The 23,537-nt window shown below is 72.1% G+C and carries 26 protein-coding genes; 14 read left to right on the forward strand and 12 right to left on the reverse strand.

The window, feature by feature from the left end; all coding sequences use genetic code 11:
* The first annotated feature begins 76 nt into the window (after positions 1 to 76).
* Complete coding sequence (locus O4U47_RS25905) at positions 77 to 805, forward strand: response regulator (RefSeq protein WP_270680592.1); 729 nt, start codon at positions 77 to 79, stop codon at positions 803 to 805.
* Positions 806 to 943: 138 nt separating this feature from the next.
* Here the strand turns inward: O4U47_RS25905 and O4U47_RS25910 are convergent, their stop codons facing one another.
* Positions 944 to 2,305, reverse strand: coding sequence for a glutamine synthetase family protein (locus O4U47_RS25910; RefSeq protein WP_270680593.1), 1,362 nt, complete (start codon positions 2,303 to 2,305; stop codon positions 944 to 946).
* A gap of 205 nt (positions 2,306 to 2,510) precedes the next feature.
* Here O4U47_RS25910 and O4U47_RS25915 point away from each other — a divergent pair, with 205 nt between their 5' ends.
* Positions 2,511 to 4,280 (forward strand): NAD+ synthase, encoded by a 1,770-nt coding sequence (locus tag O4U47_RS25915; protein ID WP_270680594.1) that lies wholly within the window; start codon positions 2,511 to 2,513, stop codon positions 4,278 to 4,280.
* 282 nt (positions 4,281 to 4,562) lie between these two features.
* The gene (locus O4U47_RS25920) at positions 4,563 to 5,663 is read left to right on the forward strand and encodes a hypothetical protein (protein WP_270680595.1); all 1,101 of its coding nucleotides are present in this window, start codon (positions 4,563 to 4,565) and stop codon (positions 5,661 to 5,663) included.
* A gap of 66 nt (positions 5,664 to 5,729) precedes the next feature.
* Here the strand turns inward: O4U47_RS25920 and O4U47_RS25925 are convergent, their stop codons facing one another.
* The 5 genes from O4U47_RS25925 to O4U47_RS25945 are packed head-to-tail and all read right to left on the reverse strand — an operon-like array spanning position 5,730 to position 7,244.
* Positions 5,730 to 5,900, reverse strand: a complete 171-nt coding sequence (locus O4U47_RS25925) for a DUF397 domain-containing protein (RefSeq protein ID WP_270680596.1) — start codon at positions 5,898 to 5,900, stop codon at positions 5,730 to 5,732.
* A 21-nt stretch (positions 5,901 to 5,921) separates the two neighbouring features.
* Complete coding sequence (locus O4U47_RS25930) at positions 5,922 to 6,092, reverse strand: DUF397 domain-containing protein (protein WP_270680597.1); 171 nt, start codon at positions 6,090 to 6,092, stop codon at positions 5,922 to 5,924.
* A 6-nt stretch (positions 6,093 to 6,098) separates the two neighbouring features.
* Positions 6,099 to 6,269, reverse strand: coding sequence for a DUF397 domain-containing protein (locus O4U47_RS25935; protein ID WP_270680598.1), 171 nt, complete (start codon positions 6,267 to 6,269; stop codon positions 6,099 to 6,101).
* A 20-nt stretch (positions 6,270 to 6,289) separates the two neighbouring features.
* Positions 6,290 to 6,460: a DUF397 domain-containing protein gene (locus O4U47_RS25940; RefSeq protein WP_270680599.1), complete on the reverse strand. Its 171-nt coding sequence runs from the start codon at positions 6,458 to 6,460 to the stop codon at positions 6,290 to 6,292.
* The gene (locus tag O4U47_RS25945; RefSeq protein WP_270680600.1) at positions 6,435 to 7,244 is read right to left on the reverse strand and encodes a helix-turn-helix domain-containing protein; all 810 of its coding nucleotides are present in this window, start codon (positions 7,242 to 7,244) and stop codon (positions 6,435 to 6,437) included. Before O4U47_RS25945 ends, O4U47_RS25940 begins: the two co-directional genes overlap by 26 nt.
* Positions 7,245 to 7,446: 202 nt before the next feature.
* On the opposite strand from O4U47_RS25945, the gene O4U47_RS25950 reads away from it, so the two are divergent.
* Both O4U47_RS25950 and O4U47_RS25955 read left to right on the forward strand, forming a co-directional pair.
* A complete protein-coding gene (locus O4U47_RS25950) occupies positions 7,447 to 7,752 on the forward strand; it encodes a hypothetical protein (protein ID WP_270680601.1) in 306 nt (101 codons plus the stop codon).
* Positions 7,753 to 7,797: 45 nt separating this feature from the next.
* Positions 7,798 to 7,962: a DUF397 domain-containing protein gene (locus tag O4U47_RS25955; RefSeq protein ID WP_270680602.1), complete on the forward strand. Its 165-nt coding sequence runs from the start codon at positions 7,798 to 7,800 to the stop codon at positions 7,960 to 7,962.
* A 52-nt stretch (positions 7,963 to 8,014) separates the two neighbouring features.
* Here the strand turns inward: O4U47_RS25955 and O4U47_RS25960 are convergent, their stop codons facing one another.
* Complete coding sequence (locus tag O4U47_RS25960) at positions 8,015 to 11,044, reverse strand: helix-turn-helix transcriptional regulator (RefSeq protein ID WP_270680603.1); 3,030 nt, start codon at positions 11,042 to 11,044, stop codon at positions 8,015 to 8,017.
* 118 nt (positions 11,045 to 11,162) lie between these two features.
* A complete protein-coding gene (locus O4U47_RS25965) occupies positions 11,163 to 11,396 on the reverse strand; it encodes a hypothetical protein (protein ID WP_270680604.1) in 234 nt (77 codons plus the stop codon).
* Between the two features lie 273 nt (positions 11,397 to 11,669).
* Between O4U47_RS25965 and O4U47_RS25970 the strand changes: the two genes are divergently transcribed.
* The 3 genes from O4U47_RS25970 to O4U47_RS25980 all read left to right on the forward strand — a co-directional run bounded on the left by O4U47_RS25970 (position 11,670) and on the right by O4U47_RS25980 (position 13,846).
* Positions 11,670 to 12,353 carry a hypothetical protein gene (locus O4U47_RS25970; protein WP_270680605.1) on the forward strand — a complete coding sequence of 228 codons (684 nt, stop codon included), beginning with the start codon at positions 11,670 to 11,672 and terminating at the stop codon, positions 12,351 to 12,353.
* A gap of 92 nt (positions 12,354 to 12,445) precedes the next feature.
* Positions 12,446 to 12,922: an ASCH domain-containing protein gene (locus tag O4U47_RS25975; protein WP_270680606.1), complete on the forward strand. Its 477-nt coding sequence runs from the start codon at positions 12,446 to 12,448 to the stop codon at positions 12,920 to 12,922.
* Between the two features lie 135 nt (positions 12,923 to 13,057).
* Positions 13,058 to 13,846: a phytanoyl-CoA dioxygenase family protein gene (locus O4U47_RS25980; RefSeq protein WP_270680607.1), complete on the forward strand. Its 789-nt coding sequence runs from the start codon at positions 13,058 to 13,060 to the stop codon at positions 13,844 to 13,846.
* Here the strand turns inward: O4U47_RS25980 and O4U47_RS25985 are convergent.
* Positions 13,820 to 14,371: a hypothetical protein gene (locus tag O4U47_RS25985; RefSeq protein WP_270680608.1), complete on the reverse strand. Its 552-nt coding sequence runs from the start codon at positions 14,369 to 14,371 to the stop codon at positions 13,820 to 13,822. The two genes, O4U47_RS25980 and O4U47_RS25985, sit on opposite strands and share 27 nt — an antisense overlap.
* A 594-nt stretch (positions 14,372 to 14,965) precedes the next feature.
* On the opposite strand from O4U47_RS25985, the gene O4U47_RS25990 reads away from it, so the two are divergent.
* Positions 14,966 to 15,985, forward strand: a complete 1,020-nt coding sequence (locus O4U47_RS25990; RefSeq protein WP_270680609.1) for a hypothetical protein — start codon at positions 14,966 to 14,968, stop codon at positions 15,983 to 15,985.
* 33 nt (positions 15,986 to 16,018) lie between these two features.
* Here O4U47_RS25990 and O4U47_RS25995 read toward each other — a convergent pair whose 3' ends face one another.
* Entirely contained in the window at positions 16,019 to 16,576 is a 558-nt protein-coding gene (locus O4U47_RS25995; RefSeq protein ID WP_270680610.1) for a TetR/AcrR family transcriptional regulator, read from the reverse strand.
* Positions 16,577 to 16,669: 93 nt separating this feature from the next.
* Here O4U47_RS25995 and O4U47_RS26000 point away from each other — a divergent pair, with 93 nt between their 5' ends.
* Positions 16,670 to 17,899: an MFS transporter gene (locus tag O4U47_RS26000; protein ID WP_270680611.1), complete on the forward strand. Its 1,230-nt coding sequence runs from the start codon at positions 16,670 to 16,672 to the stop codon at positions 17,897 to 17,899.
* Between the two features lie 90 nt (positions 17,900 to 17,989).
* On the opposite strand, the gene O4U47_RS26005 is transcribed toward O4U47_RS26000, so the two are convergent.
* Together O4U47_RS26005 and O4U47_RS26010 are read right to left on the reverse strand one after the other, a co-directional pair.
* Positions 17,990 to 18,319 (reverse strand): hypothetical protein, encoded by a 330-nt coding sequence (locus tag O4U47_RS26005; RefSeq protein ID WP_270680612.1) that lies wholly within the window; start codon positions 18,317 to 18,319, stop codon positions 17,990 to 17,992.
* 73 nt (positions 18,320 to 18,392) lie between these two features.
* Positions 18,393 to 18,680: a hypothetical protein gene (locus O4U47_RS26010; RefSeq protein ID WP_270680613.1), complete on the reverse strand. Its 288-nt coding sequence runs from the start codon at positions 18,678 to 18,680 to the stop codon at positions 18,393 to 18,395.
* A gap of 170 nt (positions 18,681 to 18,850) precedes the next feature.
* On the opposite strand from O4U47_RS26010, the gene O4U47_RS26015 reads away from it, so the two are divergent.
* The 4 genes from O4U47_RS26015 (at position 18,851) to O4U47_RS26030 (ending at position 23,014) form a co-directional block, all read left to right on the forward strand.
* On the forward strand, positions 18,851 to 19,507 hold the full coding sequence (locus O4U47_RS26015; RefSeq protein ID WP_408639031.1) for a DNA alkylation repair protein: 657 nt from the start codon (positions 18,851 to 18,853) through the stop codon (positions 19,505 to 19,507).
* A gap of 322 nt (positions 19,508 to 19,829) precedes the next feature.
* Positions 19,830 to 20,000: a hypothetical protein gene (locus tag O4U47_RS26020; protein WP_270680615.1), complete on the forward strand. Its 171-nt coding sequence runs from the start codon at positions 19,830 to 19,832 to the stop codon at positions 19,998 to 20,000.
* A gap of 210 nt (positions 20,001 to 20,210) precedes the next feature.
* Positions 20,211 to 20,549: a hypothetical protein gene (locus O4U47_RS26025; protein WP_270680616.1), complete on the forward strand. Its 339-nt coding sequence runs from the start codon at positions 20,211 to 20,213 to the stop codon at positions 20,547 to 20,549.
* A gap of 269 nt (positions 20,550 to 20,818) precedes the next feature.
* Entirely contained in the window at positions 20,819 to 23,014 is a 2,196-nt protein-coding gene (locus O4U47_RS26030) for a TerD family protein (protein ID WP_270680617.1), read from the forward strand.
* The last annotated feature ends 523 nt before the right edge of the window (positions 23,015 to 23,537 follow it).

Here is a 23,537-nt window from a genome sequence, read left to right on the forward strand (position 1 = left end):
TAAACTGTTCACAGCAGCGGCCTCCCGAATCGCATTCCACGACTGCGGCCATCTCGCGCAAGGAAGGAATTCCGTTGTGAGTGGGCACCCCCCGTCCCCGGGTGCGGCACGGACCGTCGAGGCGGTCCCACCCGCGCCCCCCGCGCGCCCGATCCGCGTCCTGCTCGTCGACGACCACGCCTTCTTCCGCCGCGGCCTGGTGTCGGTCCTGGAGGAGGAGCCCGACATCGACGTCGTCGGCGAGTGCGGGAGCGGCGAGGACGCCGTGCGCCAGGTCGCGCGCCTCGCCCCGGACGTGGTCCTGATGGACGTGTGGATGCCCGGCGGAGGCGGCATCGACGCCTGCACCGGCATCCGCGCCCACGCCCCCCAGGCCAAGATCACCATGCTCACCATGAGCGACGAGGAGGACGACCTCTTCGAGGCGCTCAAGGCCGGCGCCGACGGCTACCTGCTCAAAGAGATCAGCGTCGACGAGCTGCCCGACGCCGTCCGCTCCATCTCCGACGGCCAGTCGTTCATCAACGCCTCCATGGCCACCAAGCTCATCGGCGAGTTCACCACCCTGGCCAAGCGCGACGGGGCCGAGCGGCGCCGCCCGGCCCCCCGGCTCACCGGCCGCGAGACCGAGGTGCTGCGCCTGGTGGCCCGGTGCTTCAACAACAAGGAGATCGCGGACGCGCTGTTCATCTCCGAGAACACCGTCAAGAACCACATCCGCAACATCCTGGAGAAACTCCAGTTGCATTCGCGGACCGAGGCCGCGGTGTACGCGGTCCGGGAGAAGGTGCTGGAAATCGACTGACCCGGCCGGGGGCCGCGGAGTTCCGCGGCGCCCGGAACCGGGGTCCGGCGACCGGAGCTCTCGACCGGGGTCCTGCCACCGGCGCCCCGGACCGGAGGCCCCGGACCACCGGCCCGGGGCCCGGAACCGGCCCACCGCCTACAGCGTCGGCAGGTACCGCTGCAGCTCGTACGGGGTGACCTGGCGGCGGTAGGACTGCCACTCGGCCTTCTTGTTCCGCAGGAAGAAGTCGAAGACGTGCTCACCGAGCGTCTCGGCGACCAGCTCGCTGCCCTCCATCGCGCGGATGGCCTCGTCCAGGCTCTGCGGCAGCGGCGCTATGCCCATCGCCCGCCGCTCGGCGTCGGTCAGCGCCCACACGTCGTCCTCGGCCCCGGGCGGCAGCTCGTAGCCCTCCTCGATGCCCTTCAGCCCGGCCGCCAGGATCAGCGCGTAGGCCAGGTAGGGGTTGCACGAGGTGTCCAGCGACCGGAACTCGATCCGGCTGGAGTTGCTCTTGGTGGGCTTGTACATCGGCACCCGGACCAGCGCCGACCGGTTGTTGTGCCCCCAGCACACGTACGCGGGCGCCTCGCCGCCGGCCCCGGCCGACGCCGCGGCGTTGTCCCACAGCCGCTTGTAGGAGTTCACCCACTGGTTGCACACCGCGGTGATCTCCGGGGCGTGCCGCAGCAGCCCGGCGATGAACCCGCGCCCGACCTTCGACAGGTGGTACTCGGCGCCCGGCTCGTGGAAGGCGTTGCGCTCGCCCTCGAACAGCGACATGTGCGTGTGCATGCCCGAGCCCGGGAACTCGGTGAAGGGCTTGGGCATGAAGGTGGCGTAGACGCCCTGCTCCATCGCCACCTCCTTCATCACCAGCCGGAACGTCATGATGTTGTCGGCGGTGGTCAGCGCGTCGGCGTAGCGCAGGTCGATCTCCTGCTGGCCGGGGCCGCCCTCGTGGTGGCTGAACTCCACCGAGATGCCCATGGCCTCCAGCATGTTGATGGCGTTGCGCCGGAAGTCGTGCGCGCTGTTGTGCGGCGTGTGGTCGAAGTAGCCGCCCGAGTCGTTGGGCTCGGGGAACTCCCCGGGCTCGGGCATCTTCTTCAGCAGGTAGAACTCGATCTCGGGGTGGGTGTAGAAGGTGAAGCCCAGGTCCGAGGCCTTGGCGAGCTGGCGCTTGAGCACGTGCCGCGGGTCGGCGTAGCTGGGGCTGCCGTCGGGCATGAGGATGTCGCAGTACATCCGGGCGGTGCCGTGCGGCTCGTTGCGCCAGGGCAGCACCTGGAAGGTGGACGGGTCGGGCTGGGCGAGCATGTCGGCCTCGTGCACGCGCGCGAAGCCCTCGATGGCCGAGCCGTCGAACCCGATCCCCTCGGTGAAGGCCGCCTCCAGCTCGGCGGGCGCCACCGCCACCGACTTCAGGTACCCGAGCACATCGGTGAACCACAGCCGGACGAACCGGATGTCGCGCTCCTCCAGGGTCCGGAGCACGAACTCCTGCTGTCGATTCACGGGTTCACCTTCCTCTGTCGTACGTCGGGGTGCGGACGTGGGCGGCCCGGACATTCGGGCCTGCCTCCAGTCTGCCCACCTCAGGTTTCCGGCGCATTAACGCAGGTGGGTCGCGAGGGCCCGGGCAGGCCCGCGTCCGAATTATCACAGCCGCGCGGGGGTGTGCGCCCGGCCGTCGGCCGCCGGCCCGGCTACCCTCGGTGGCGTGGCACAGCTCAGAATCGCGATGGCGCAGGTCAACCCGGTCGTCGGCGACCTGGAGGGCAACTGCGCGATGGCCGCCGACCACGCGCGCCGGGCCGCCGAGGCGGGGGCGCACCTGGTCGTCTTCCCGGAGATGGTCGTCACCGGCTACCCGGTGGAGGACCTGGCGCTGCGCAACTCCTTCGTGTCGGCCTCCATCAAAGCCACCCACGCGCTCGCCGAGCGGCTGGCCGCCGACGGTCTGGGCGACCTGCCGGTGGTGGTGGGCTTCCTGAGCCGCCGCGAGGGCGTCGGCGCGCGCTTCGGCCAGCCCGCCGGGGCCCCGCAGAACTCCACCGCCCTGCTCCACCGGGGCCGGGTGGCGCTCACCTCCGCCAAGTACCACCTTCCCAACTACGGCGTGTTCGACGAGTTCCGCAACTTCGTTCCCGGCGACGCGCTGCCGGTGGTGCGGGTGCGGGGCGTGGACGTCGCCATCGCCGTCTGCGAGGACCTGTGGCAGGAGGGCGGCCCGGTCACCGCCGTGCGCGCCGCCCGCGCGGGCATGCTGATCACCCTCAACGGGTCGCCCTATGAGCGCAACAAGGACGATGTGCGGCTGGAGCTGTGCCAGCGCCGCGCGCGCGAGATCGGCGCCGCGGTGGGCTACGTGAACATGGCCGGGGGACAGGACGAGCTGATCTTCGAGGGCGACTCGCTCATCGTCGACGCCGAGGGCGACCTGGTGGCGCGGGCCCCGCAGTTCGAGGAGACGCTCCTGGTCACCGACCTGCGCCTGCCCGACGCCCCGGTGCCCGCCCCCGACGTCCGGGAGGCCGACGGCATCCGAATCGTCCGGTACACCGCCTCGTCGGCCCCGGCGGAGCCCTACACGCCCGTGGAGCCGGTGCTCACCCCGCGCCCCGACCCCGTGTCGGACGTCGGGGAGGTGTACCAGGCCCTGGTCGTGGGGCTGCGCGACTACGTGCGCAAGAACGGGTTCACGAGCGCGCTGGTGGCGCTGTCCGGCGGCATCGACTCGGCCCTGACCTCCACCATCGCCGTCGACGCCCTGGGCGCGGAGCGGGTGCACGGGCTGCTGCTGCCCAGCCGCTACTCCAGCGGGCACTCCGTGGCCGACGCCCGGGACCTGGTCGAGCGGCAGGGCATCACCGGGCGCACCGTCCCGGTCCAGCCGATGGTGGACGCCTTCACCGAGGGCGCGGCCGGGGCCGGCGTCGAACTGGCGGGCCTGGCCGCGGAGAACCTGCAGGCGCGGGTCCGCGGGACCCTGCTCATGGCGCTGTCCAACCAGGAGGGCCACCTGGTGCTGGCCCCCGGCAACAAGAGCGAGCTGGCCACCGGCTACTCCACGCTCTACGGGGACTCGGTGGGCGGCTACGCGCCCATCAAGGACTGCTGGAAGACGCTGGTGTGGGAGCTGGCCCGGTGGCGCAACGCGGAGGCCGCGCGGCGGGGCGAGGCGGCCCCGGTCCCGGAGAACTCCATCGCCAAGGCGCCCAGCGCCGAACTGCGGCCCGACCAGCTCGACAGCGACTCGCTGCCGGACTACGAGGTGCTGGACGCGCTGCTGGACGCCTACATCGGCACCGACCGGGGGTACGGCGAGCTGGTCACCGCCGGGTACGAGCCGGAGCTGGTGGCGCGGGTGATCCGGCTGGTGGACGGGGCCGAGTACAAGCGCCGCCAGTACCCGCCCGGCCCCAAGATCAGCTCCCGCAACCTCAGCCGCGACCGGCGGGTGCCGATCACCAACCGCTGGACCCCCTGAAGCGCCGCGCCCTTCCCCGATGATCTCGACGAAAGTGCTGTCAAAATCGCCGGAATGACAGCACTTTCGTCGAGATCATCGCCGTGTGGGACAGGGGAGGGGCCTAGAGGTCAGGAGGATCTTCCCCCGGCGGTGTCTGTCCCGGCCGACCGGGCGGGTCTACGCTCACGGCACACCTCGGAGGGGCGGAGGCGCCGATCGGGCGGCCGGATCCCCCGTACCCCGCGGGCGCCGGAGCGGGCCCCCTCCGAGCGGTCCGGCGCGGACCGAGAGGGTACGACCATGGTCGCTCGAACCCCCGAACGCATCGTGCAGGACATGAGCGAGCGCCGGGGCCGCGGGGCCAAGCTCCGCGCCAAGCTGGAGAAGAACCGGGACCGCAACTGGCTCCTGGCCCTGACCACGCACTCCTTCGGCAAGTTCGCCGAGAAGCAGCGCCTGTCCGACCTGGAGAAGACGCTGGTGAGCGCGTTCCTGGACAACGGCTACACGGAGGAGGAGCTGCGGACGCTGGGCGAGGCGTCCGAGCTCATGCCGCAGAACGTGCGCCAGGACGTGTACCCCGGGCGGTTCGCGCGGCTGGACGTCAAGTCCTCCTACTCCTTCGACGACCTGCGCAAGGACGCGCCGGACATCGTGCGGTCGACGCTGGCGATGCCCAACCTCACCGTGGTCGACGCGGACGAGGCGCACAAGGCGAAGGTCTCGGCGAAGGAGCTGCCGCGGCTGAACAAGCGGGCCGTGGCCGAGTACGGCGCCGAGTTCCTGGTGGTGCAGGCGCCGAGCGTGAGCGCGGCGGCGGCGCCCAACGGGTTCTTCACCATCAAGGCGACCGAGTTCCGGTGCAACGACGAGACCGGGGCCGACTTCTGGGGTTCGGACGAGCCGTACTGGATCTTCGCGACGCTGGCCGAGGGGACGACGGTGACCACGAAGAGCCGGACCTTCGGCGACGTGGACTCCGGTGACCGGCGGACCTTCAGCGCCGCGGACGGCAACATCTGGGGGCCCAACGGCGGGGCGCAGCGGTTCCCGGAGGGGCAGATCGGGACGATGATCCAGCTGTGGGAGCACGACCACGGCGACCCGGAGAAGATCCGGAAGGGCGTGGCGGCGGCGTTCGCGGCGGCGGCGGGCGTGCTGGCGGCCTCGGGCGTGGCGGCCTGGATCGGCGCGGTCGTGGCCGGCGTGGGCGCGGTGGTGCACGAGCTGCTGGCGTTCCTGGACGACGACCTGATCGGTGAGCAGACGTTCGTGTTCCACACGACGACGCTGGCCAAGCAGGTGCGCAACGTCGGGGACACGCAGACCATGACCCGTAGGTTCACCGACGGGGACGGCGACTACACGCTGACGATCGTGACCACGCGTACGGGCAACTGACGGAGAGGCCCGACTACGGCACCGGCGGCGTACAGGGGGTGCGCCGCCGGTGCTCTCGGTTTCAGATCACAGCTCGCCGTCGGCGGCGGCGATGACGAAGGCGCGCCATTCGTCGGCGGGGACGGCCAGGTGGGCCTGGTCGCGGTGTTGGGTGTCGCGCATGAGCGTCTGGTCGCCCTCGGCCACCTCGACGCAGTTGGCGCCCTGACCGCTGTACGTGCTCTTGTGCCAGTCCATCGACCTTGCCCCTCTGCTAGGTCACAGCTCGCCGTCGGCGGCAGCGGTGATGAAGGCGCGCCATTCGTCGGCGGGGACGGCCAGGTGGGCCTGGTCGCGGTATTGGGTGTCGCGCATGAGCGTCTGGTCGCCTTCGGCCACCTCGACGCAGTTGGCGCCTTCGCCGCTATAGCTGCTCTTGTGCCAGCTCATCGAACCTCACAGTTCGTCGTCGGCGGTGGCGGCGATGAAGGCTCGCCACTCTGATGCCGAGAATCCCAGGTGTCCTAGAGAGCGGTTCATGGTGTCTCTCACGAGCGTAGTCGGCCCCTCAGAGACTTCGACGCAGCCAGCACCCTGGCCGCTGTAGGTGCTCTTGTGCCAGTCCATCGAATTCCTCCCTCGCCAGGTCACAGCTCGTCGTTGGCGGTGGCGATGATGAAGGCGTGCCACTCGCTGGCGGGGACGGCCAGGTGCCCCTGGTCTCGGTGCTGGGTGTCGCGGATGAGTGTGTTCTCGCCTTCGGCGATCTCGACGCAGTTGGGGCCCTTGCCGCTATAGCTGCTCTTGTGCCAGCTCATCGAACTCATTCCTCATCTTCTCAAGAAGCCTCCGGGTCTCCCGGACGCTGAGGGCTGCGGCCTTCAGGTCGTCGTACATTCGCATGAGCTCTACGACCTCATCGCCATGGACCACGACCTCACCGAATACGTACTCACAATGTCCTACGAGGCGACCGTCCGGGACTCTGGCGATCCGGAATGATCCGGCCATGCCGGGGCGGTCGGTGCTGTCCATGGGGATGATGTTCATCCGAATGTGCGGCTGAGTAGCGAGGTCAAGAAGACGCTCGACCGCTTGGACCTGTACGGCGCTGGAGCCTACCACTCGACGCGCGGCGGCCTCCTCCAAGAGGACCCATATGCGAATGTCGTCCCGGAGGCGTGCCATGCGGCCGAGCCTGAATCGAACCAGATCGTCTGCCCTGGCATCGGGTTCGATCACCGCGCGGGCATATCCTTCGGACTGGAGGAGGCCCGAGATGATGACGGTGGCGTACTCCCGTATCTCGACCGCCTCGCGTTCGACTGCGACGAACGACTGCCATGACTTCGGTATTCCGATCTCGGTCTCTTTGGTTTCGGCCCATGTTCGTGCCAGGGTTCCGCCGGTCGACAGGGTTGAGTCGAGATCCTCGATGTGCCTTCGATTGGGCATCCGGGTTCCGCGCTCGAAACCACTGATCAGTGCCCCGGAGACGTTGACCGCTCTGCCAAGGTCCCCCTGAGTCAGCTCTGCGTTCTTCCGGAGGTCGCGCAGGACGCGGCCCCACCGTGCTACCTCGGAGATCACCCTGTCGGTCATGCACTACACGGTCTCACTTCGTTTGACATTCCACTACGGATTCGCCGGTTCGGCTACATAGAAGTAGCGATTATGGCAGGTGGGTGAGCTGTAGCGCGATCCTGAGACCACCGATCGAGCAACACCGGATGGTGGTCGATATGAGGCGAATTCAACGTAGTCGGCGTGTTCGTCCCTACGTATTCCCTACGAGGTGGTTCCGGTGCCGATGAAGAAGGCGGTCACCACACCCCACCGCTCGCAGGCGGGCACCGTGTGCGTCTTCGTCCCGGACGACGTCCCGCCGCGCGGCATCCTCTACGGCGCCACCCAGCGGGTCCCGCTCACCGGACCCCTGTTCGCCTACCGGCTTCGTTCGGACGGTACCGCCGTCGACACCTGGATGGTCTCCGACCACGGCGCGCTCCTCAGCTCCGGGTGGATGGACCCGCGCGGCTACCGTGAGGCCATCGCCTACGACATGGTCCATCACCTGGGCTGGGCGCGCACCGTCATCGTCCTGCCGTAGACGTGTCCCTCACAGATGCCAGAGCCTTCATCGAAAGGGGTAAAGATGCTGACGAACGAGTGGATTAAGGCGAGTTTCAGCCGTGCTCAGGGCGAGTGTGTAAGAGCCCGCTTGGCGGAGGAACAAGTTCAGGTCGGTGACACGAGGAACCCGGAGGTGCTCGGCTTCCCCGCCTCCGAGTGGCTGGCGCTGGTCAAGGCCTTTGGGTAGCCGGACGGCCGGGCGGTGAGAGCGGCCCCGAAGGAGTTCCGGGGCCGCTCCCTCATGCCATGCCCAGCTCCCGGGCGCGCGCCCCCGCGGTGGCCCGGTTCGGGACGTCGAGCTTGTTCAGGATGTTCGACACGTGCACGCTGGCCGTCTTCGGGGTGATGAACAGCTCCTCGGCGATACCGGCGTTGGTCGCGCCCCGCCCCAGCAGGCGCAGCACCTCCGCCTCGCGCGGGGTCAGGCCCTTCGGCAGGGGCGGCGGCGCGGTCCCCGCACCCTCGCCCAGCGGCACGCCCGCCCTCCGGGCCAGGTCCTCCGCCCGGTGCCGTACCGGCCGCAGCCCGCACGCGTCCGCCAGCCCCACCGCCTCGCGCAGTGCCTCGGCGACCCTCCCGCGCCGCTCTCCACCCGCGGCCACCGCCTGCTCGGCGAAGTTCACCAGCGCGTCCGCCAGGGCCGGGCGCATCGGCAGCGGCTTCCAGCGCTCCACCGCCTCGGCCCACAGGTCGGCCACCTCCTCCACCGGCCGCCCCTCGACCCCCGCCAGGCGGGCGGCCACCGTGGCCTGCCGGGCCTGCAGCACCGGCCCGCGCTGTGGCACCCGCCCGGCCGCCTCGACGATCCGCTTGTGCAGGTCGGGCAGCGGGTCCGCCCACTCATGGGAGGCGGCGACCGCCTGCTGGAGCAGAGCCGCGGAGATGTCCAGGTACTGCCACCCGTACCCCGGCCCGACCTCCAGCTCCGCAGAGCGCAGCACGTCCACCGCCGTCTCGACGGCCTCCTGCAGCCTGCCCTCCCGCCGCATCAGCTCCACCTGGGCGGCGATGGCCAGCTGCACGATGTGCAGCTGCTTCTGCGGCTGCGGGCCCAGCGGCGGGACGCGGGCCGCCGCCGCACGCGCCCGCTCGATGTCGCCCCGGGCCATGGCCGCCTGCATCGCCTCCGACTCCAGGAACACGCGCAGCTTGGGGGACGGCGACAGCGACACCCCCTCCGCCACCCACCGCTCGGCCTCGTCCAGGTCGCCGGTCTCCACGTACGTCTCGGCCAGGTTCGAGGCGGCGAAGGGGGTGCTGACGCTCATCAGCCCCATGCCGCGCACCCGGTCGATGGACTGCAGCAGCAGCTCCACCGCCTCACCGTGCAGCCCGAATTCGCGCAGGTAGTGGGCGAGGATGGCCAGGGCGGTGGTCTCGATGGCGGGCTCGCCCAGCTCCCGGGCCAGGTCCGCGCCCTCCTCCATGGCCTTGCGGCCGCCCTCGAAGTCCTCGGTGTTGAACAGGGCCGAGCCGACCGTCACCAGGGCGTCGGCCTCCGCGCACCGGTCGCCCTCGGCCACCGCGCGGTTGAGCGCCCCCTCCGCCAGGTCGAGCCGGGTCACCCGGCCCTCTTGGGCACCGACCAGGTGGCGCAGCGCGGCGATCTCCGACGGGTCGAGGTCGGGGCGGCGCATGCAGCCCCGCGCCAGCAGCGACAGCGCCATCGAGTAACCGGGCGCGTCGAGCGGGTAGATCTCCAGGGCCGAGAGCAGGTCGTCCATGCCGCGGCCGTCGGCGCAGTCGAACCGGGCCTGGGCGCGGCGGCGCAGCAGCAGTGCGCGGCGGCCCATCAGCTCCGTGCCGCCCGCCTGGGGCAGGTCCGCCAGGCCTTCGTCGCACAGCTCGATGGCGCGCATCGGGTCGCCGCTCTCCATCGCCGCCGCGGCCGCGCGGCCGAGCACCTCCACCCGGTCGGCGCCCCCGGTCCGCTCGGCGGCGTCGGGGACCTGGTCCCACAGCTCCAGGACGCGCTCCAGCATGCGCTGCTCTTCGGCGTAGGCGAGCTTCTCGCCCGCGTACACCGCCGCCCACCAGGCGGCGCTCAGCGCGCGCGGCAGGTCGTGCGCGGCCCGGAAGTGGTGGGCCTGCTCGGCGGCCAGGCGGTAGGAGGGGACCACCTCGGGCAGCGCGTCCAGGGCCTCGGCGAAGGCGCGGTGCAGGCGGGTGTGGCGGCCGGGCAGCAGGTCGTCGTGGACGGCCTCGCGCAGCAGGGCGTGCCGGAAGCGGTAGCCGGTCTCGGTGACCCGGAGGATGTTGGCGTCGACCGCGCTGCGCAGGGCGGTGTCCAGCTCGCCGTGGGGCAGGCCGCTCACCTGGGCGAGCAGCTCGTGCTCGACGTGGCCGCCGCTGACCGCGCCCACCGCGGCGGTGCGCACCACCTCGGCGGCGGAGGCGTCCAGCCGGTGCAGGGCGGACAGCAGCAGCTCGCGCGGGCGGTCGGGGACGGGGGAGTCCATGAAGCCGGGTTGCTCGGCCAGCGACTCCACGAACAGGGGGTTGCCCTGGGAGCGCGCGTGCAGGGCGGCGGCCTCGGCGGGGGACAGCTCGGCGCCGCGCAGCGAGGCGGCCAGGCGAGCGGCCTCCGCGGAGGTGAGCGGGGCCAGGTCGATGCGCTCGACCTCGGGTAGGCGCTCCAGCTCGGGCAGCAGGCGGCGCAGCGGGTGGTCGCGGTGCAGCTCGTCGGTGCGGAAGGTGGCCACCAGCTGCACGGGGGCGGTGTCCAGGCTGCGCACCAGGAAGACCAGCAGGTCGCGGGTGGAGGCGTCGGCCCAGTGCAGGTCCTCCAGGACCACCGTCAGGCCCTCGTCCCCGGCGGCGTGCACCAGGGCGAGCAGGACCTGCTGGAAGAGCAGGCCGCGTGCGTTGCGGCGCTCGTCGGGGGCGGGGCCGAGCTCGGGGAGCAGGCGCGGCAGCTCACCGCCGCCGCCCGCGGCCTCGGCCAGGCCGGGGCCCAGATCACGGAGGAGCTGGCGCAGCACCGCGACGAAGGGGGCGAAGGGCAGGCCGTCCACGCCCAGCTCCAGGCAGCCGCCCGCGACGAGGCGGCCGTGGCCGGGCGAGCCGCCGGGGGCCGCGGCGCCTCCGAGGCGGGCGCCGAACTCGGCGAGCAGCCGGGACTTGCCCACCCCGGCCTCACCGCCGATGAGGACGGTGCCGGCGCGTCCGTCCCGCGTCCGCCGGGCGTGGGACAGCAGGCGGTCGACGTCGCCGGACCGGCCGACGAAGACGGGGGCGGTGCCGCGGGGGGACATGCCAAGGGTGGACATGACGTCCATTATGGGGTCGGACACGGACATTGCGCCGCTCATTTCTCACTCCCCGGAACGGTCGGCCCGGCCGCGGTGCGGGTCCCGGTCCCCGGCCCCGGCGGGCCGGGAACCGGGCTCACCGGCGGCTCTCGGCGGACTCGGGGGAGACGCGCGGGCGCGGCATCCAGGAGTCGGGGGCGCCGGCCCTGCCGAGGAAGCCGATCAGGGCCTCCAGGCGGGTGCTCGGGTTGCCGCCGCCGGGGCCGCGCCCGGAGGGGGCGTCGACCTGCGGCGCGGAGGTCTTGGCCTCCCGCTGGAAGTCGGCGATGCGCTCGCGGGCCACGGCCGCGGTCACGTCGGGGTGCATCATCGTGGGTCCCTCCCCGTGGGGGCCGGTCCGTCCGGCCCGCTGTGGGTCTCAGACTCGTTCTAAGAAGAAGGGCCGGGCATCGGGCGGATGCCTTAAATCGGTGGTCCGGGGAGTGTTCGGGACCACACGGGCACCTAAGAGGCGGCGATCGGCGTCTTATGGGCGTGTCGCGGAACGTGTCTGAGACATCGCGGGTAGTTGTCGAATCCGGAGTCCGGTAAGCCGGACACGGGATGCTCTCCGGGGGATGCGATGGGTCTGGCCCGTTCACGAATGCGCCGATGGGTTCCGGTCGCGGCCGCGGCGGCACTGCTGTGGGGGACGGGGGCGGGCGCTGTCGGCGCGGCCTTCGCCGACGGCGGGGACGGCGCGGGCGGCACGAACGGCGGCAAGGACGACGACACGGCGGAATCCCCGCACCCGGACGGCGTCCCCGCCCTGTCCATCGAGGTGACCGACGGCCTGGACGGGATGGAGCCGGGGGACGTCACCGAGTACACGGTCACCCTGCGCAACGACGGCGAGGAGAAGCTCGACGGCATCTTCCTCTCCCAGGGGATCCCGCCGGAGATGGAGCTGGTGGAGACCGACGGCGAGCGGTACGGCAAGCCCGGCGGCGCGCTGGAGGACCTTGCCGTGTGGACCGTGGACCTGAAACCGGGGGAGAGCGCGACCGGCCGTACGAAGGCGCGCTTGGCCGACCCGGGGGAGAAGGTGTGGCGGGTCGCCGCCACCGCGTGCGCGCAGGAGAGCGAGGACAGCCCGCCGGTGGTCTGCGCGACCGACGCCAATCTGATCCCGCGGACGCCCGAGCCGTCCGGATCCGCGTCCCCCGCTGCGGCGTCGGCCGCCGCGGAATCGGACGGCCCCATCGGCAGGACCGAGGGGGCGGCCCTGACGGGGCTGGTGGTGGGCGCCGGGGTCGTCTACTTCCTCTGGCGCTGGAGGCGGGCTTAGCCGGGGCGAGAAGGGTGTGGCCCGGGCATGCGTCGAGCCCCGGCCGGTCGGCGCGGCGCCGGCCGCCCCGGGAGCGTTACGGTGTTCCCGTGATGGACACCGACGGTCGGGCGCCCGAGGACGACGCGTCCCTCCCGTCCCTCCCGCTGCCCATCGCCGAGTTCGCGTTCCCCGGTGAGCTGCGCGACCGGCTGGTCGCCGCGGTCCTGGCCGGGGAGAAGACCGCGACGAGCTGCCTGTACGTCGAGTACGAGGCGGACGGGGAGGAGCCCCCGGAGGTCGGCACACGTGAGGTGGTCGTCGACTCCGCCGGTCGGCCCGTCGGGGTGATCGAGACGACCGAGGTCCGGGTGCTGCCGCTGGCCGAGGTGGACCGGCGGCACGCCGTGGACGAGGGCGAGGGGTACACCGGCACCGACGACTGGCGCCGGAGCCATGAGGAGTTCTGGCACAGCGCGGAGTACCGGGAGGCGATCGGAAGACCCGGGTTCGCCGTGGACGACGGCACGCTCGTGGTCGCGCAGCGCTTCCGCCTGGTCGAAGACCTGACGGGCCCGGCCCCGCCCTGAGGCGGCCTGCCCCACCTTCTCTCTTGCTCTCTCGCCCGCGTGCGCGTCCCGGGTCTGAGGAGCGCCCGCCAGGCGCCTCATACGCCGCCGGAATTTCGATGGACCGGCATTCGGCGGGTCGGGCAGAGTGCCCGCATGGTCGATGAGAGTGAAAAGGCCGCCTTCGTCGAGGACGGTTTCCTCCGGATCGAAGGGGCGTTCTCCCGCGATCTGGCAGAGCAGTGCCGCGCCATCATCTGGCGGGACCTGGAGGCCGACCCCGGGGACCCGGCGACCTGGCCGTACCCGGTGGCGGCGCGCCCGTACTACACACAGGAGCCGTTCGTCGCGGCTGCCAACACGGACCGGCTGCACGAGGCGTTCGACGCCCTCGTCGGCCCTGGGCGCTGGGAGCCGCAGACCGGCCTGGGCGGTTTCGTCATCCGGTTTCCGGGCGGTGAGCCCGCCGTCGTCGACGGGTGGCACGTCGACGTGAGCTTCCCGGGGCCCGAATCCGTCCCCGGCGATTACCTGACCTGGCGTGCGAACGTCCGGTCCCGGGAGCGCGCGCTGCTGATGCTCTTCCTGTTGTCCGACGTGGGCGACGCGGACGCGCCGACGCGCCTGCGGGTGGGGTCCCACATGGACGTCGCGCGGGTCCTCGAACCCGAAGGGGAGGAGGGCCTGGACGCCAGGGAGCTGGCCCGCCGCGCGGACGAGGCGAGTGCGCATCGTCCCGTGGCCCTGGCGACGGGCAGGGCGGGCGACGTGGTCCTGTGCCACCCGTTCCTGGTCCACGCGGGCCGGCCGCACGTGGGCGAGGTACCGCGCTTCCTGGGGCAGCCGAAGCTCAGCCCGGCAGGGCCGATGCGCCTCGGAGACGATGAGGCGGTGCTCTCCCCGGTCGAGGCCGCGGTGTCACGGGCGTTGGGGGCGTCCCTCTGAGAGGCGGGTGGCCAGCGCGCGCAGAAGCTCCCGGGTGAAGCCGAAGGCGAGTGCGGCGCTTCCCAGGGTCAAGGGGACGACCACGATGCCGAAGGGCACAAGGAGCACGAAGTAGAGCTGCGAGTACTGCCGCCCCGGCGTGGCCCCCGGGACGTACGCCGTGGCGCCGTGGTCGACGGCGATGCCGCCGCCGTCGACGAAGCGCGCCTGCTCGGTGCGCCCGATGTCGCATTCCTCGTCGAGGACGTGCGTCGTCACATCGGTCCGCACGGGGCCGCCGTCCTCGGGGGTGAAGGTCCCGAAGCACTGGAGGCGGGTGCTCCCGCGGGTCGAAGTGATCTCGCGCAGGTCGGTCATGGTCACCGTGCCCTCCTCACCGGCCTGGTCGTAGGCGGCGGCCAGGTGGGCGACGGTGAAACGCGTCAGGTCGTGGGCGAGTACTCCGCATCCGAGTGTGAGCACGATGCCGATGACCGCCCCTATGGCCAGGGCGCCGACGGGGAGGTCCACCTTGCGCCGGGCCAACCTGCGACCTTCCGCGCGCGCGAGACGCTTCGTGTCGCTGCCCTGTGCACCGCCCTGCTGGCTCAACACCTCGTCACGGAGGCGTCTGAGGCGCTCCAGATCGCTCTCCCCGCGGTGCTTCCCCATGGATCGCGGCCCCTGCTCCCGTCGCTCGGTTCCTCTGCCCCTGCCCTGGGGTGCGACGGAGCGCAGTGGCAGCGGGTTCCACCGAGCGACTCGGCGACCGTCGCCAGGGCGACGCCGCGCTCCGGGGTGCAATAAGCGCGCGCTGGGCAGGACGGCGACGCGGTCCTGTGCTCGCCGTTCCTAGTGCGCGTGGGCCAGGTGCATGCGGGGAAGGCGTCGCGATTCCTAGGGCACCGATGCTCAGCCCGGCAGAACCGATGCACCTTAGAGGTGATGAGGCGGCACTCTCCCCCGTTGAGACCGCGGTCAGGAGGGCTTCCGTGGCGTTGAGCCACAGGGCTGACCTCGGGACACGACGAGTACATGACGATGTCGGGTCTTCGTATCCGTTGCAGAGGAAGTGCTGGCATCCGAGGTCGCTCTGCCGGATGATTCGTTCTACCACCTGACTCTCAAGGGAGAGAAGCCATGGGGACCGGCGGCGAAGGACGGTCTGAGGACTGTGGCCGGATGCCGGCTACGTGGCAGTCGCGCGCGGTGAGTGGCCTGCGCATTCTCCTGAAGGCAGGCGCGGCGGTAGGGGGGAAGGTCAGCGACGCGATCCGCTGGGCGATCGGCTTCGCCAAGCGCGCTCCATGGAAGACGCTCGCGGCGGCCGTCTTCACCGTCGTCCTCGGCCCGCTGCTGGTAGGGGTCGCTCTGGAGTTGCTGAAGCCGGTCGTCGGCCCGGACGAGGGAGGCACCACGGCCTCCCCGAGCCCATCCACGGAAGGAGGCTCCGCGCCAAACGGAGATGGGACGCCGCCGGTCGAGGTGCTGTCCGTCGAGGTGTCGCACTCGGAGGAGGGAGACCTGTGGGCGTCCCCAGAGCCGATCCGTTTGGACGAGAGCGAGTTGGCGGAACTGGACCGCCTGAAGGCGGAGGACCGGCAGGCCTATGCACAACGGATGCGCGCCTACGGCGCTGGCGAGGTCGGCCAGGAGAACATCCGGGTCATTCTCAGGGGGGCGCGCCCGGAAGGGGCGCGAATCATGCAGATGCGGGCGGAGAGGGAGTGCGGTCCCCCGGATTCCGGAACACTGTTCTACTCGCCCGATGCCGGTCTGGACCCTGTTGAGAGCGCCTACTTTGACCTGGACTCGCCGGATCCTGTGGCCCAGAGAGTCGACGAGTTCAATGAGCCTGTGGGCGAGTTCTTCGCGGGCGACACCTATCAACTGGAACAGGGCGAGGAGGTCGTGTTCGACATCATCGGCGCCACCCAGAACCGGGCGTGCGAGTTCACCATCGGGCTCGACGTTCTGGCGGACGGCGACCGTTCGACCGTATCCATCGACGACGAAGGAATGCCGTTCCGTGTGAGCGGCCGGGCGCCCGCGGACGCGTACGAAGCCGCGTATGTGGGAGGTGTCGTCGTCGACGGCGCATGGCACCGGGTCGACGAGGAGATCGTGGAGTACGACCCGTGGGCGGGTTACGACGAGTGAGGCTCGTCCGGGAGCGGTCGGCCCGTCCCGGTGTCAGAGGTCGGCGAGGAGCTTGTCGACCAGGGTCTCGGCCCATTCCGGTTCGGGGTCGCCCTGGGAGAAGAAGACCCGGAACACGATCGGCGCGGTGACCCGGTCGGTGACCGTGTCGGCGTCGGGGTGGGGCTCGCCGCGCCGTGCGGCGCGGTCGAGGATGGCGCGGATCTTGACCTGGCAGTACCGGTTGCACTGCTCGGAGTTCTCCTCGCCCTCGCTGGCGACGAGGTCGCGCACGTACTCCCGCCCGGGTGACGAGGAGATCTCCTCCAGGTACAGGCGGGCCCACGCCTTGAGGTCGGTGTCCAGCGCGCCGGTGTCGTCCGGCGGGTCGTCGGGGCGCATGCGTTCCCGGGCGACGTCGGCCAGCAGCTCCTGGAGCGTCCCCCAGCGGCGGTACACGGTCGACGGCGTCACCCCCGCGTGCTGGGCGACGAGCGGCACGCTCAGCTCGGACCGCGACCGCTCGCTCTGCAGGTCGCGGACGGCATCGTGCACGGCCTGCTGCACGCGGGCGCTGCGGCCGCCGGTGCGGGTTCCCTGGATCGGACTCACGGCGCCAGTTTAACGCAAACTCTTTGCGTTAGCGCGAGGCGGGGGTGTAGCGTCCTAAACGCAAATTCTTAGCTTTAGCTCTGGGGGAGACCCATGACCACGACCGCCGTGCGCTCCGCACCGCCCCGCCGCGGGGTGGCGGGCGCGTCCGCCGCCGCATTACTCGCCGCCACCCTGGTGACCTTCCTCGGCGCCTCCGCCGCGCCCACCCCGCTGTACGCCCTCTACCAGGAGGCCTGGGGGATGGCCCCCAGCACCACCACCGTCGTCTTCGGCGTCTACGCCCTCGGCCTGCTGGCGGCCCTCCTGGTCGTCGGGCGGCTGTCCGACCACATCGGCCGCCGCCCGGTGCTCCTGGGCGCCATCGCCCTGGAGGCCGTCTCCGTCGCCGTCTTCCTGGCCGCGGGCGACCTGACCGCCCTGATCGCGGCACGGGTGCTGCAAGGGCTGGCGACCGGCGCCGCCACCGCCGCCATCGGCGCGGCGATCCTCGACGTCGCCCCCACCCTCGGGCCGATCATCACCGGCGCGGCCCCCGTGGCGGGCATGGGGCTGGGCGCGCTCGGCTCCGGCGCCCTGGTGCAGTTCGCGCCCGCGCCCATGCGGCTGGTCTACGCGGTGCTCATCGTCCTGCTGGTGGCCGAGGCCGTCGGTGTCGCGCGGCTGGCCGAGACCGCCGAGCGCCGCGCGGGCGCCGTCGCGTCGCTGCGCCCGACGGTCAGCGTCCCGCCGCAGGCGCGGCGCGCCATGCTGGTCGCCGCGCCCATCGACATCGCGGTGTGGGCGCTCGGGGGCTTCCTGATGTCCCTGGGCCCGGCGCTGACCACCCAGGTGACCGGGTCGCACGCGCCTCTGGCGGGAGGAGCGACGGTCTTCGCGCTCACGGGGGCGGGCGCGTTGGCGATCGTCGGGCTGCGCACCGTCCCGGCGGTCCGGGTCATGCTCATCGGCGCGCCGACCCTGGCGGCGGGGATCGTGATCCTGCTGGCGGGGGCGCAGTTCGGGTCGGTGGTGCTCTTCTTCGCCGGGGCGGTGGTGTCCGGGGTCGGCTGGGGCGCCGGGTTCCAGGGCGCCCTGCGCACGGTCATGCCGCTGGCCGGGCCGAACGAGCGGGCCGGTCTGATGTCGGCGTTCTACGTGCTGAGCTACCTGGCGCTGTGCCTGCCCGCCATCGCGGCGGGGATCGCGACCGACCGGTTCGGCCTGACCGCGGTGACCGACGCGTACGGCGTGGCGCTCATCGTCCTGGCGGCCCTGGCGATGGCCGGGACCCTGGCCATGAGCCGTGCGCGGACCGCGACCGCGGCGGGCCGGGCGGACTGACACCGTCCGTACGAGGCGCAGGGGGCGCCCACCGGCCGCCGCGGGGGCGGGCCTGTGGGCGCCTTCGCCACGTCCGGCTTGGGCCCGGTCCTACGCCATGTCCACCACGACCCAGTCCCCGGCGTGCTGGGTGACGGTGCAGGTGTAGTCCCGGTGCTCCGTCCCGCCGGAGCGGTAGTCGATGTCGACGCTGCCGACGACCTCGAAATCCCAGTACGGGCCGGAGTCCGTCTCGCCTTGGGACGTGAGGGTGACCTCGGGAGAGGCATCGAACTCCGTGTCGGCCGGGGAGTCCAGGTAGCGCTGGATGTGGGCTTCGCACTCGGCCGCGGCGTTCTCGGAGGTGGGGTCCGAGGCGCCGCACGCACTGAGGGGCAGCGCGGCCAGGAGGAGGACGGTGGCGAGGCGGGCGGGGTGCATGCGGCTCCGATCTGGGGATGAACGACCGGAGCATAGACGTCCGACGTCTCCCTCCGGTTGCCCCGGTCCCGGATCAGCCCTCCAGCTTCATCCCCCAGATGCCCAGCAGGAGCAGCAGGAAGTCGAACAGGAAGAACGAGGCCCCCAGCCAGAAGCCCCACAGTGCGAGCCCGCGCCCGCGCAGCCCTTCGGTGTGGGTGAAGCGCAGCGCGAGGGCGCCGGTGATCGCCGCCGCTGCGGGGACGATCAGGAACAGCCCGAACAGGGGCGTGCTCAGCACGGCGAGCACGCCCAGAATGAGGGCGCCGACGGCGGACGAGGACAGGCGCGGGCGGGGCCCCGCATACGGGGGGTGGTACAAGGCCGTTCTCCACGGGGGTGATGGGGAGGGAGATCCCCGACATTATTAGGGGCGGCGCACGGCCCGGAAACGGGCGCAGTGCGGAGGAAGGAGGCAAGGTATCCCAAGGAGAGGACAAGGGTTCCAGGGGAATTGGGGGCACGGTGTCCGACACGGCGCTGACCGAGGTGATGGCGGAGCTCGCCGCACTCGACGACCCGAAGGTGCGCGAGGTGAACGCCAGGCACGGAGACGACCACGGGGTCAACCTCACGCGCCTGCGCGAGGTGGCCAAGCGGCTCAAGAAACAGCAGGACCTCGCCCGCGACCTCTGGGCGACCGGCGACACGGCTGCGCGGCTGCTGGCGATGCTGGTCTGCCGCCCGAAGGCGTTCGAGCGCGACGAACTCGACGCGATGCTGCGCGAGGCGCGCGCGCCCAAGGTTCACGACTGGCTCGTGAACTATGTGGTCAAGAAGAGCCCGCACAGGGAGGACCTGCGGGCGGCCTGGTCGGTCGACCCGGACCCGGTGGTCGCCAGCGCCGGGTGGGCCCTGACCGCCGACCGGGTGGCGAAGCAGCCGGACGGGCTCGACCTGGGCGGGCTGCTGGACACGGTCGAGGCCGAGATGAAGGATGCGCCGGACCGGCTCCAGTGGGCGATGAACACCTGCCTGGCACAGATCGGGATCGAGCACGAGGAGTACCGCGACAGGGCGGTCGGCATCGGCGAGCGGCTGGAGGTCCTCAAGGACTACCCGACCTCGCCGGGCTGCACCTCCCCGTACGCCCCCACCTGGATCGCCGAGATGGTCCGCCGCCGAGAGGAGAAGCAGGCGAAGGCGTAGGCCCGGGGCCGGCCGCCGACCGCGAGGGGCCCCGCCGCCCGCACCGCAATCGCGGGTCCACTGGGCCTGCTACCCGAACCGACCGATGGCGGTGGCGATGAGGACGCGTCGGGTGGGTCCCCTGCCAGGAGTCGTGCCGCTCCTCGCTCTCGTCGCGGCCTGCGGCGGCGGTCCGAGTGAAGGCGTGAGCGGTGCGGACCGGCCCCCAGGGAGCGGGACGGGCGCCCCGGACCTCGTGGAGGTGTCGGGAAGGGTGCTCGACGCGCGCGGGAAGCCCGTGGACGGGGTCTCCGTTCAGCGGGAGTACGCCGGTGATGGCCCGATGCCGATACCTGAGTACGGGGTCCTCAGCGGACCGGACGGCGGATGGTCGCTCACTCTGGAGCCCGGGGAGTGGGACATCTCCGGCGCCGTGCGGGGCGATGAGACGGCGACGGAACGCGTCGTCCTCGAAGATGAGCGTGTCGAAGGCGTGGAACTGCGCTTTCCGTGAACCGGGGGCCGCATCAGGCGGTCAGGACCTGGTCCGGCGTGTCGAGCCATAGCTCCTGGCGGCCGTCAGGGCGTCCGTCGTCGACCTGGGTCACGATCGGCCTGTCGGGGCAGACCGCCTCCAGCCGCGCCGGTGAGCCGTATCGCACTGGCCGCCGCGGCCCGCATCGCGTTCGCAAGGTTTACTACCGCCTGTAGTAGCGTTCGGGGCATGGCATTCGTTCACTCGCTTCTCCTCTTCCTCCACCTCCTCGGCATGGCCGGGATCGTCGCCGGGTTCCTGATGCAGCTCGCCACGGACAGCGCCAAGGCGCCCAAGGCCATCCTGCACAGCTCGCTGCTGCAGCTGGTCACCGGCCTCATCCTGGTCGGGCTCGCGGAGATGGGCGACGGCGCCGTCGACCACATCAAGATCGGCGTGAAGCTGCTGGTCGCCCTCGCCGTGGTCGTGGTCGCCATCATCAACGTGCGCAAGCCCGCCACGAAGCTGGGCGTCACGGCCGGCGTGCTCGCGATCCTCAACGTCGCGGTCGCGGTGTTCTGGGTCTGAGGCGCCCGAAGCCCGACGGTGCCCAGGACGGCCGCGGCCGTTCCGCGGGCGCTCATCGCGGGGCGGGCTCCGCGCCCCGGTCCGCATCCGGCCCGCCTGCCCGGCACACCGCAGGCGCCCCCGGTCCTCAGACGGCCCGCACCCCCAGGGTGCGGGCCGTCCGTCGTTCCACCCCGGTTGCCCGTCCGTCGTCCACAGGCGGAAAAATCACGTGCCTGAACGGCGCCGCATCCGGGATCGTGGCACCGCACACCGCCACGGGAGGGCCCATGGAACCGATCTCGCTTCAGACCCGCCTCATCCAGGCGACCGGCCGCGTCCCGTGCCGCCCCGGCGCCCCCTCCGGTGACGGGGCGGCCGTGGCCCGCCAGATGGACGCCGCCCTGCTCACCGTGGGCTTCGCCTGCGCGCGCGACCTCTTGGACCACGTGTCGGCCATGGAGCCCGGCGCCGCGTTCGACACGGCGGCCGACGTGATGGCCGCCGCCCGCCTCCAGGTCGGCGACCACGTCCGGCACAACGTCTACTTCATCGACTTCCCGGAGAACGTGCCCGACACCCTGGACTTCTGGGCCCAGTGCATCGCCGACGCCCTCGTCGGCCCCGACGGCGAGGAGGTCGCCGTCGAGGACCTCTTCCCGGACGGCGCCCCCGGGCCGGTCTCCCTGACGGACCTGCCGGCCTACGGCCGCTACCAGCACACCTACGCCGACCTCCTCGCCCGCCATGAGGCCCTCGTCGCCTCCTCGGAGGACCGCGTCACCGTGCTGCGCCTGGGCGGCCCCCTGGACGACGAGGCGCACCGCCTCTACCTGGACACGGCGGCCTCGCCCGTCCCCCTCGCCGACGACGGCCGCGACCTGCTCGCCGCCCTGGCCGCCCACTGCGCCGACCGGGAGCAGCCCGAGACGGTCCCCGTGCGGGAGAACCGCGCCATCATCAACCGCGCGCGCCTGGAGCACGGCCGCGCCCCGCAGGTCGACACCGTCACCGACGTGCTCCGCCTGGCCTGCGCCCTCTCCGACGGGGACGTCACCCTCGCCGCGCCCACCCGGTTCACCTCGCCGCGCCGCCGCGACCGCCGCGCGCTCCTGGCCGCCCTCGACCGGGTCGTCGCCGGGGCCCCCGTCAAGCTCGGCGACGTCAACCGGCACGCGAACCGGTGGAAGCGGCTGGGGGAGCGGCTGCACCCCCACGAGTACCCCGAGTTCCCGCACGCCCGGGAGGTGTTCGCCGTCGCCCGCGGGGAGCGCCGGGCGTCCTCCCTGGAGGCGCGCACCGAGGCGGCCTTCACCGAGGGGGACCTCGACGAGGCGCTGCGCCTGCTGTCCGCGTCGCCGGGGATGCTGGTGCGCTCGCTCGACCGGCTGCTGCGCCTGGCCGGGCCCGAGCGGCTCGACGCCGTCTCCGGCGCCCTGGCCGAAGCCGCGCCGTCGGTGGCCGGCCGGGTGCTGCTGAGCGCCCGGGCGCACCTGGACCCCGGCCGCCGTCACTCCGCGCCCCGTGTGTTCGCCAACCGGGGCCGCCGCGCGTGGGTCGCCCCGGACGCCCGGGAGCCGCTGGGGCGCGGCCTGCTCACCGACGCGGTCCGCCCCCTCGACGCCGAGATCGCCGCCCGGCTGCCCGCCGCCGACCGTGTGCTGGTCGACCCGGCGGTGCTGAAGGTCGCCCTGCCGACCACCGGTGCGCCCGGCCGCGCGGACGGGACCGGGGTGCTGCCGCGCGGCTCCACCACGGTCGTCGACGGGGAACGGCTGCGGTTCTTCGTGCACTGGCGGCAGGCCCACCTGACCACCGACCTCGACCTGTCGGTGGTCCTCCTGCAGAAGGACTTCACCTACCACGGGCACCTGTCGTGGACCGAGCTGGAGGGACACGGAGGCAAGCACTCCGGCGACATCGTCGAGGCGCCGGAGGGCGCCACCGAGATGATCGACCTCGACCTGGCCCGGGTCGGCGCCGCCCACTACGTGGTGCCGCAGGTCGACCTCTTCGAGGGGGAGGGGTTCGACGACCTGGCCGAGGTGTTCTTCGGGTACATGACGCGCGGAACCGACCGGAAGGGGCGGCCGTTCGAGCCGCGCACCGTGCGTATGAAGTCCGACCTGTCCGGGACCGGGCGGGTGGCGCTGCCGCTGGTGTTCGCGCGCGGGGGCACCCGGAACAAGCCGAGGTGGCGGGCGCGGTGGACGCACCTGTCGCTGACGGGGGAGCCGAACTTCAACCGGGTGGAGGCCAACAGCCTCAGCACCGGGCTGCTGGCGCGCGGGATCATGGAGCGCCCGTACGTCACGGTCGCCCAGGCGGTCGAGCTGATGCGCGGGCGCGGGGCGAAGGTGGAGGAGTACGGGGGGCAGCGCGGGGGCGGCGGAACCATCTACGTCGGCCTGGAGCGCCCGGAGCGGCTGCGGGAGGACGTGGAGGCGTTCACCCCGGACCGGCTGGAAAACCTGCTTTCGCACTGACCGGGGCCTGGGCTAGGCTCACCCGCGTGAGGCCATGGCGGAGCTTCCTTCTCCTCATCCTTGAAATGGTCTAGCGCCGCCCCTTTCCTCACATCGCGATCCGGGAGGCCCGACGCCGAGGCGTCGGGCCTCCGGTGTTCACTCCACGTCGACGGGGAGGCCGCCGCTCCCGGCAGCGCTGACGACGGCAAGGCGTGCGCGTGGTCACCGGAGAGGGCGGCGACGGCACAGCAGGTGCCCCGCTTGCGGGCTCCGGCCGGGCGGCGCGCCGCCGGGGCGCAAGGTGAAAAGCAGCGGCGACGACCGAGGCCGGCGGCCCTGACGGCAGCGTCGTCGGCCGACGGGTGTGCGGGGGCAGCGTGGAGGGCGGCGACGGCCAGAGCGGGGTGGTTTCCCGGCCCCACCAGCCGGGCGACGTGCGGCGCTGTGTCTGGGATGTCCGGTTCCCAGGTGGGCGGGCCGGTGGAACGTGTTCTGGTTTTCGCCGAGTTGCGCCTGGTGGCCGGTATTCAGACCCGAATAC

This window comes from Nocardiopsis suaedae (assembly GCF_027706745.1).
Taxonomy (GTDB): Bacteria; Actinomycetota; Actinomycetes; order Streptosporangiales; family Streptosporangiaceae; genus Nocardiopsis_A; species Nocardiopsis_A suaedae.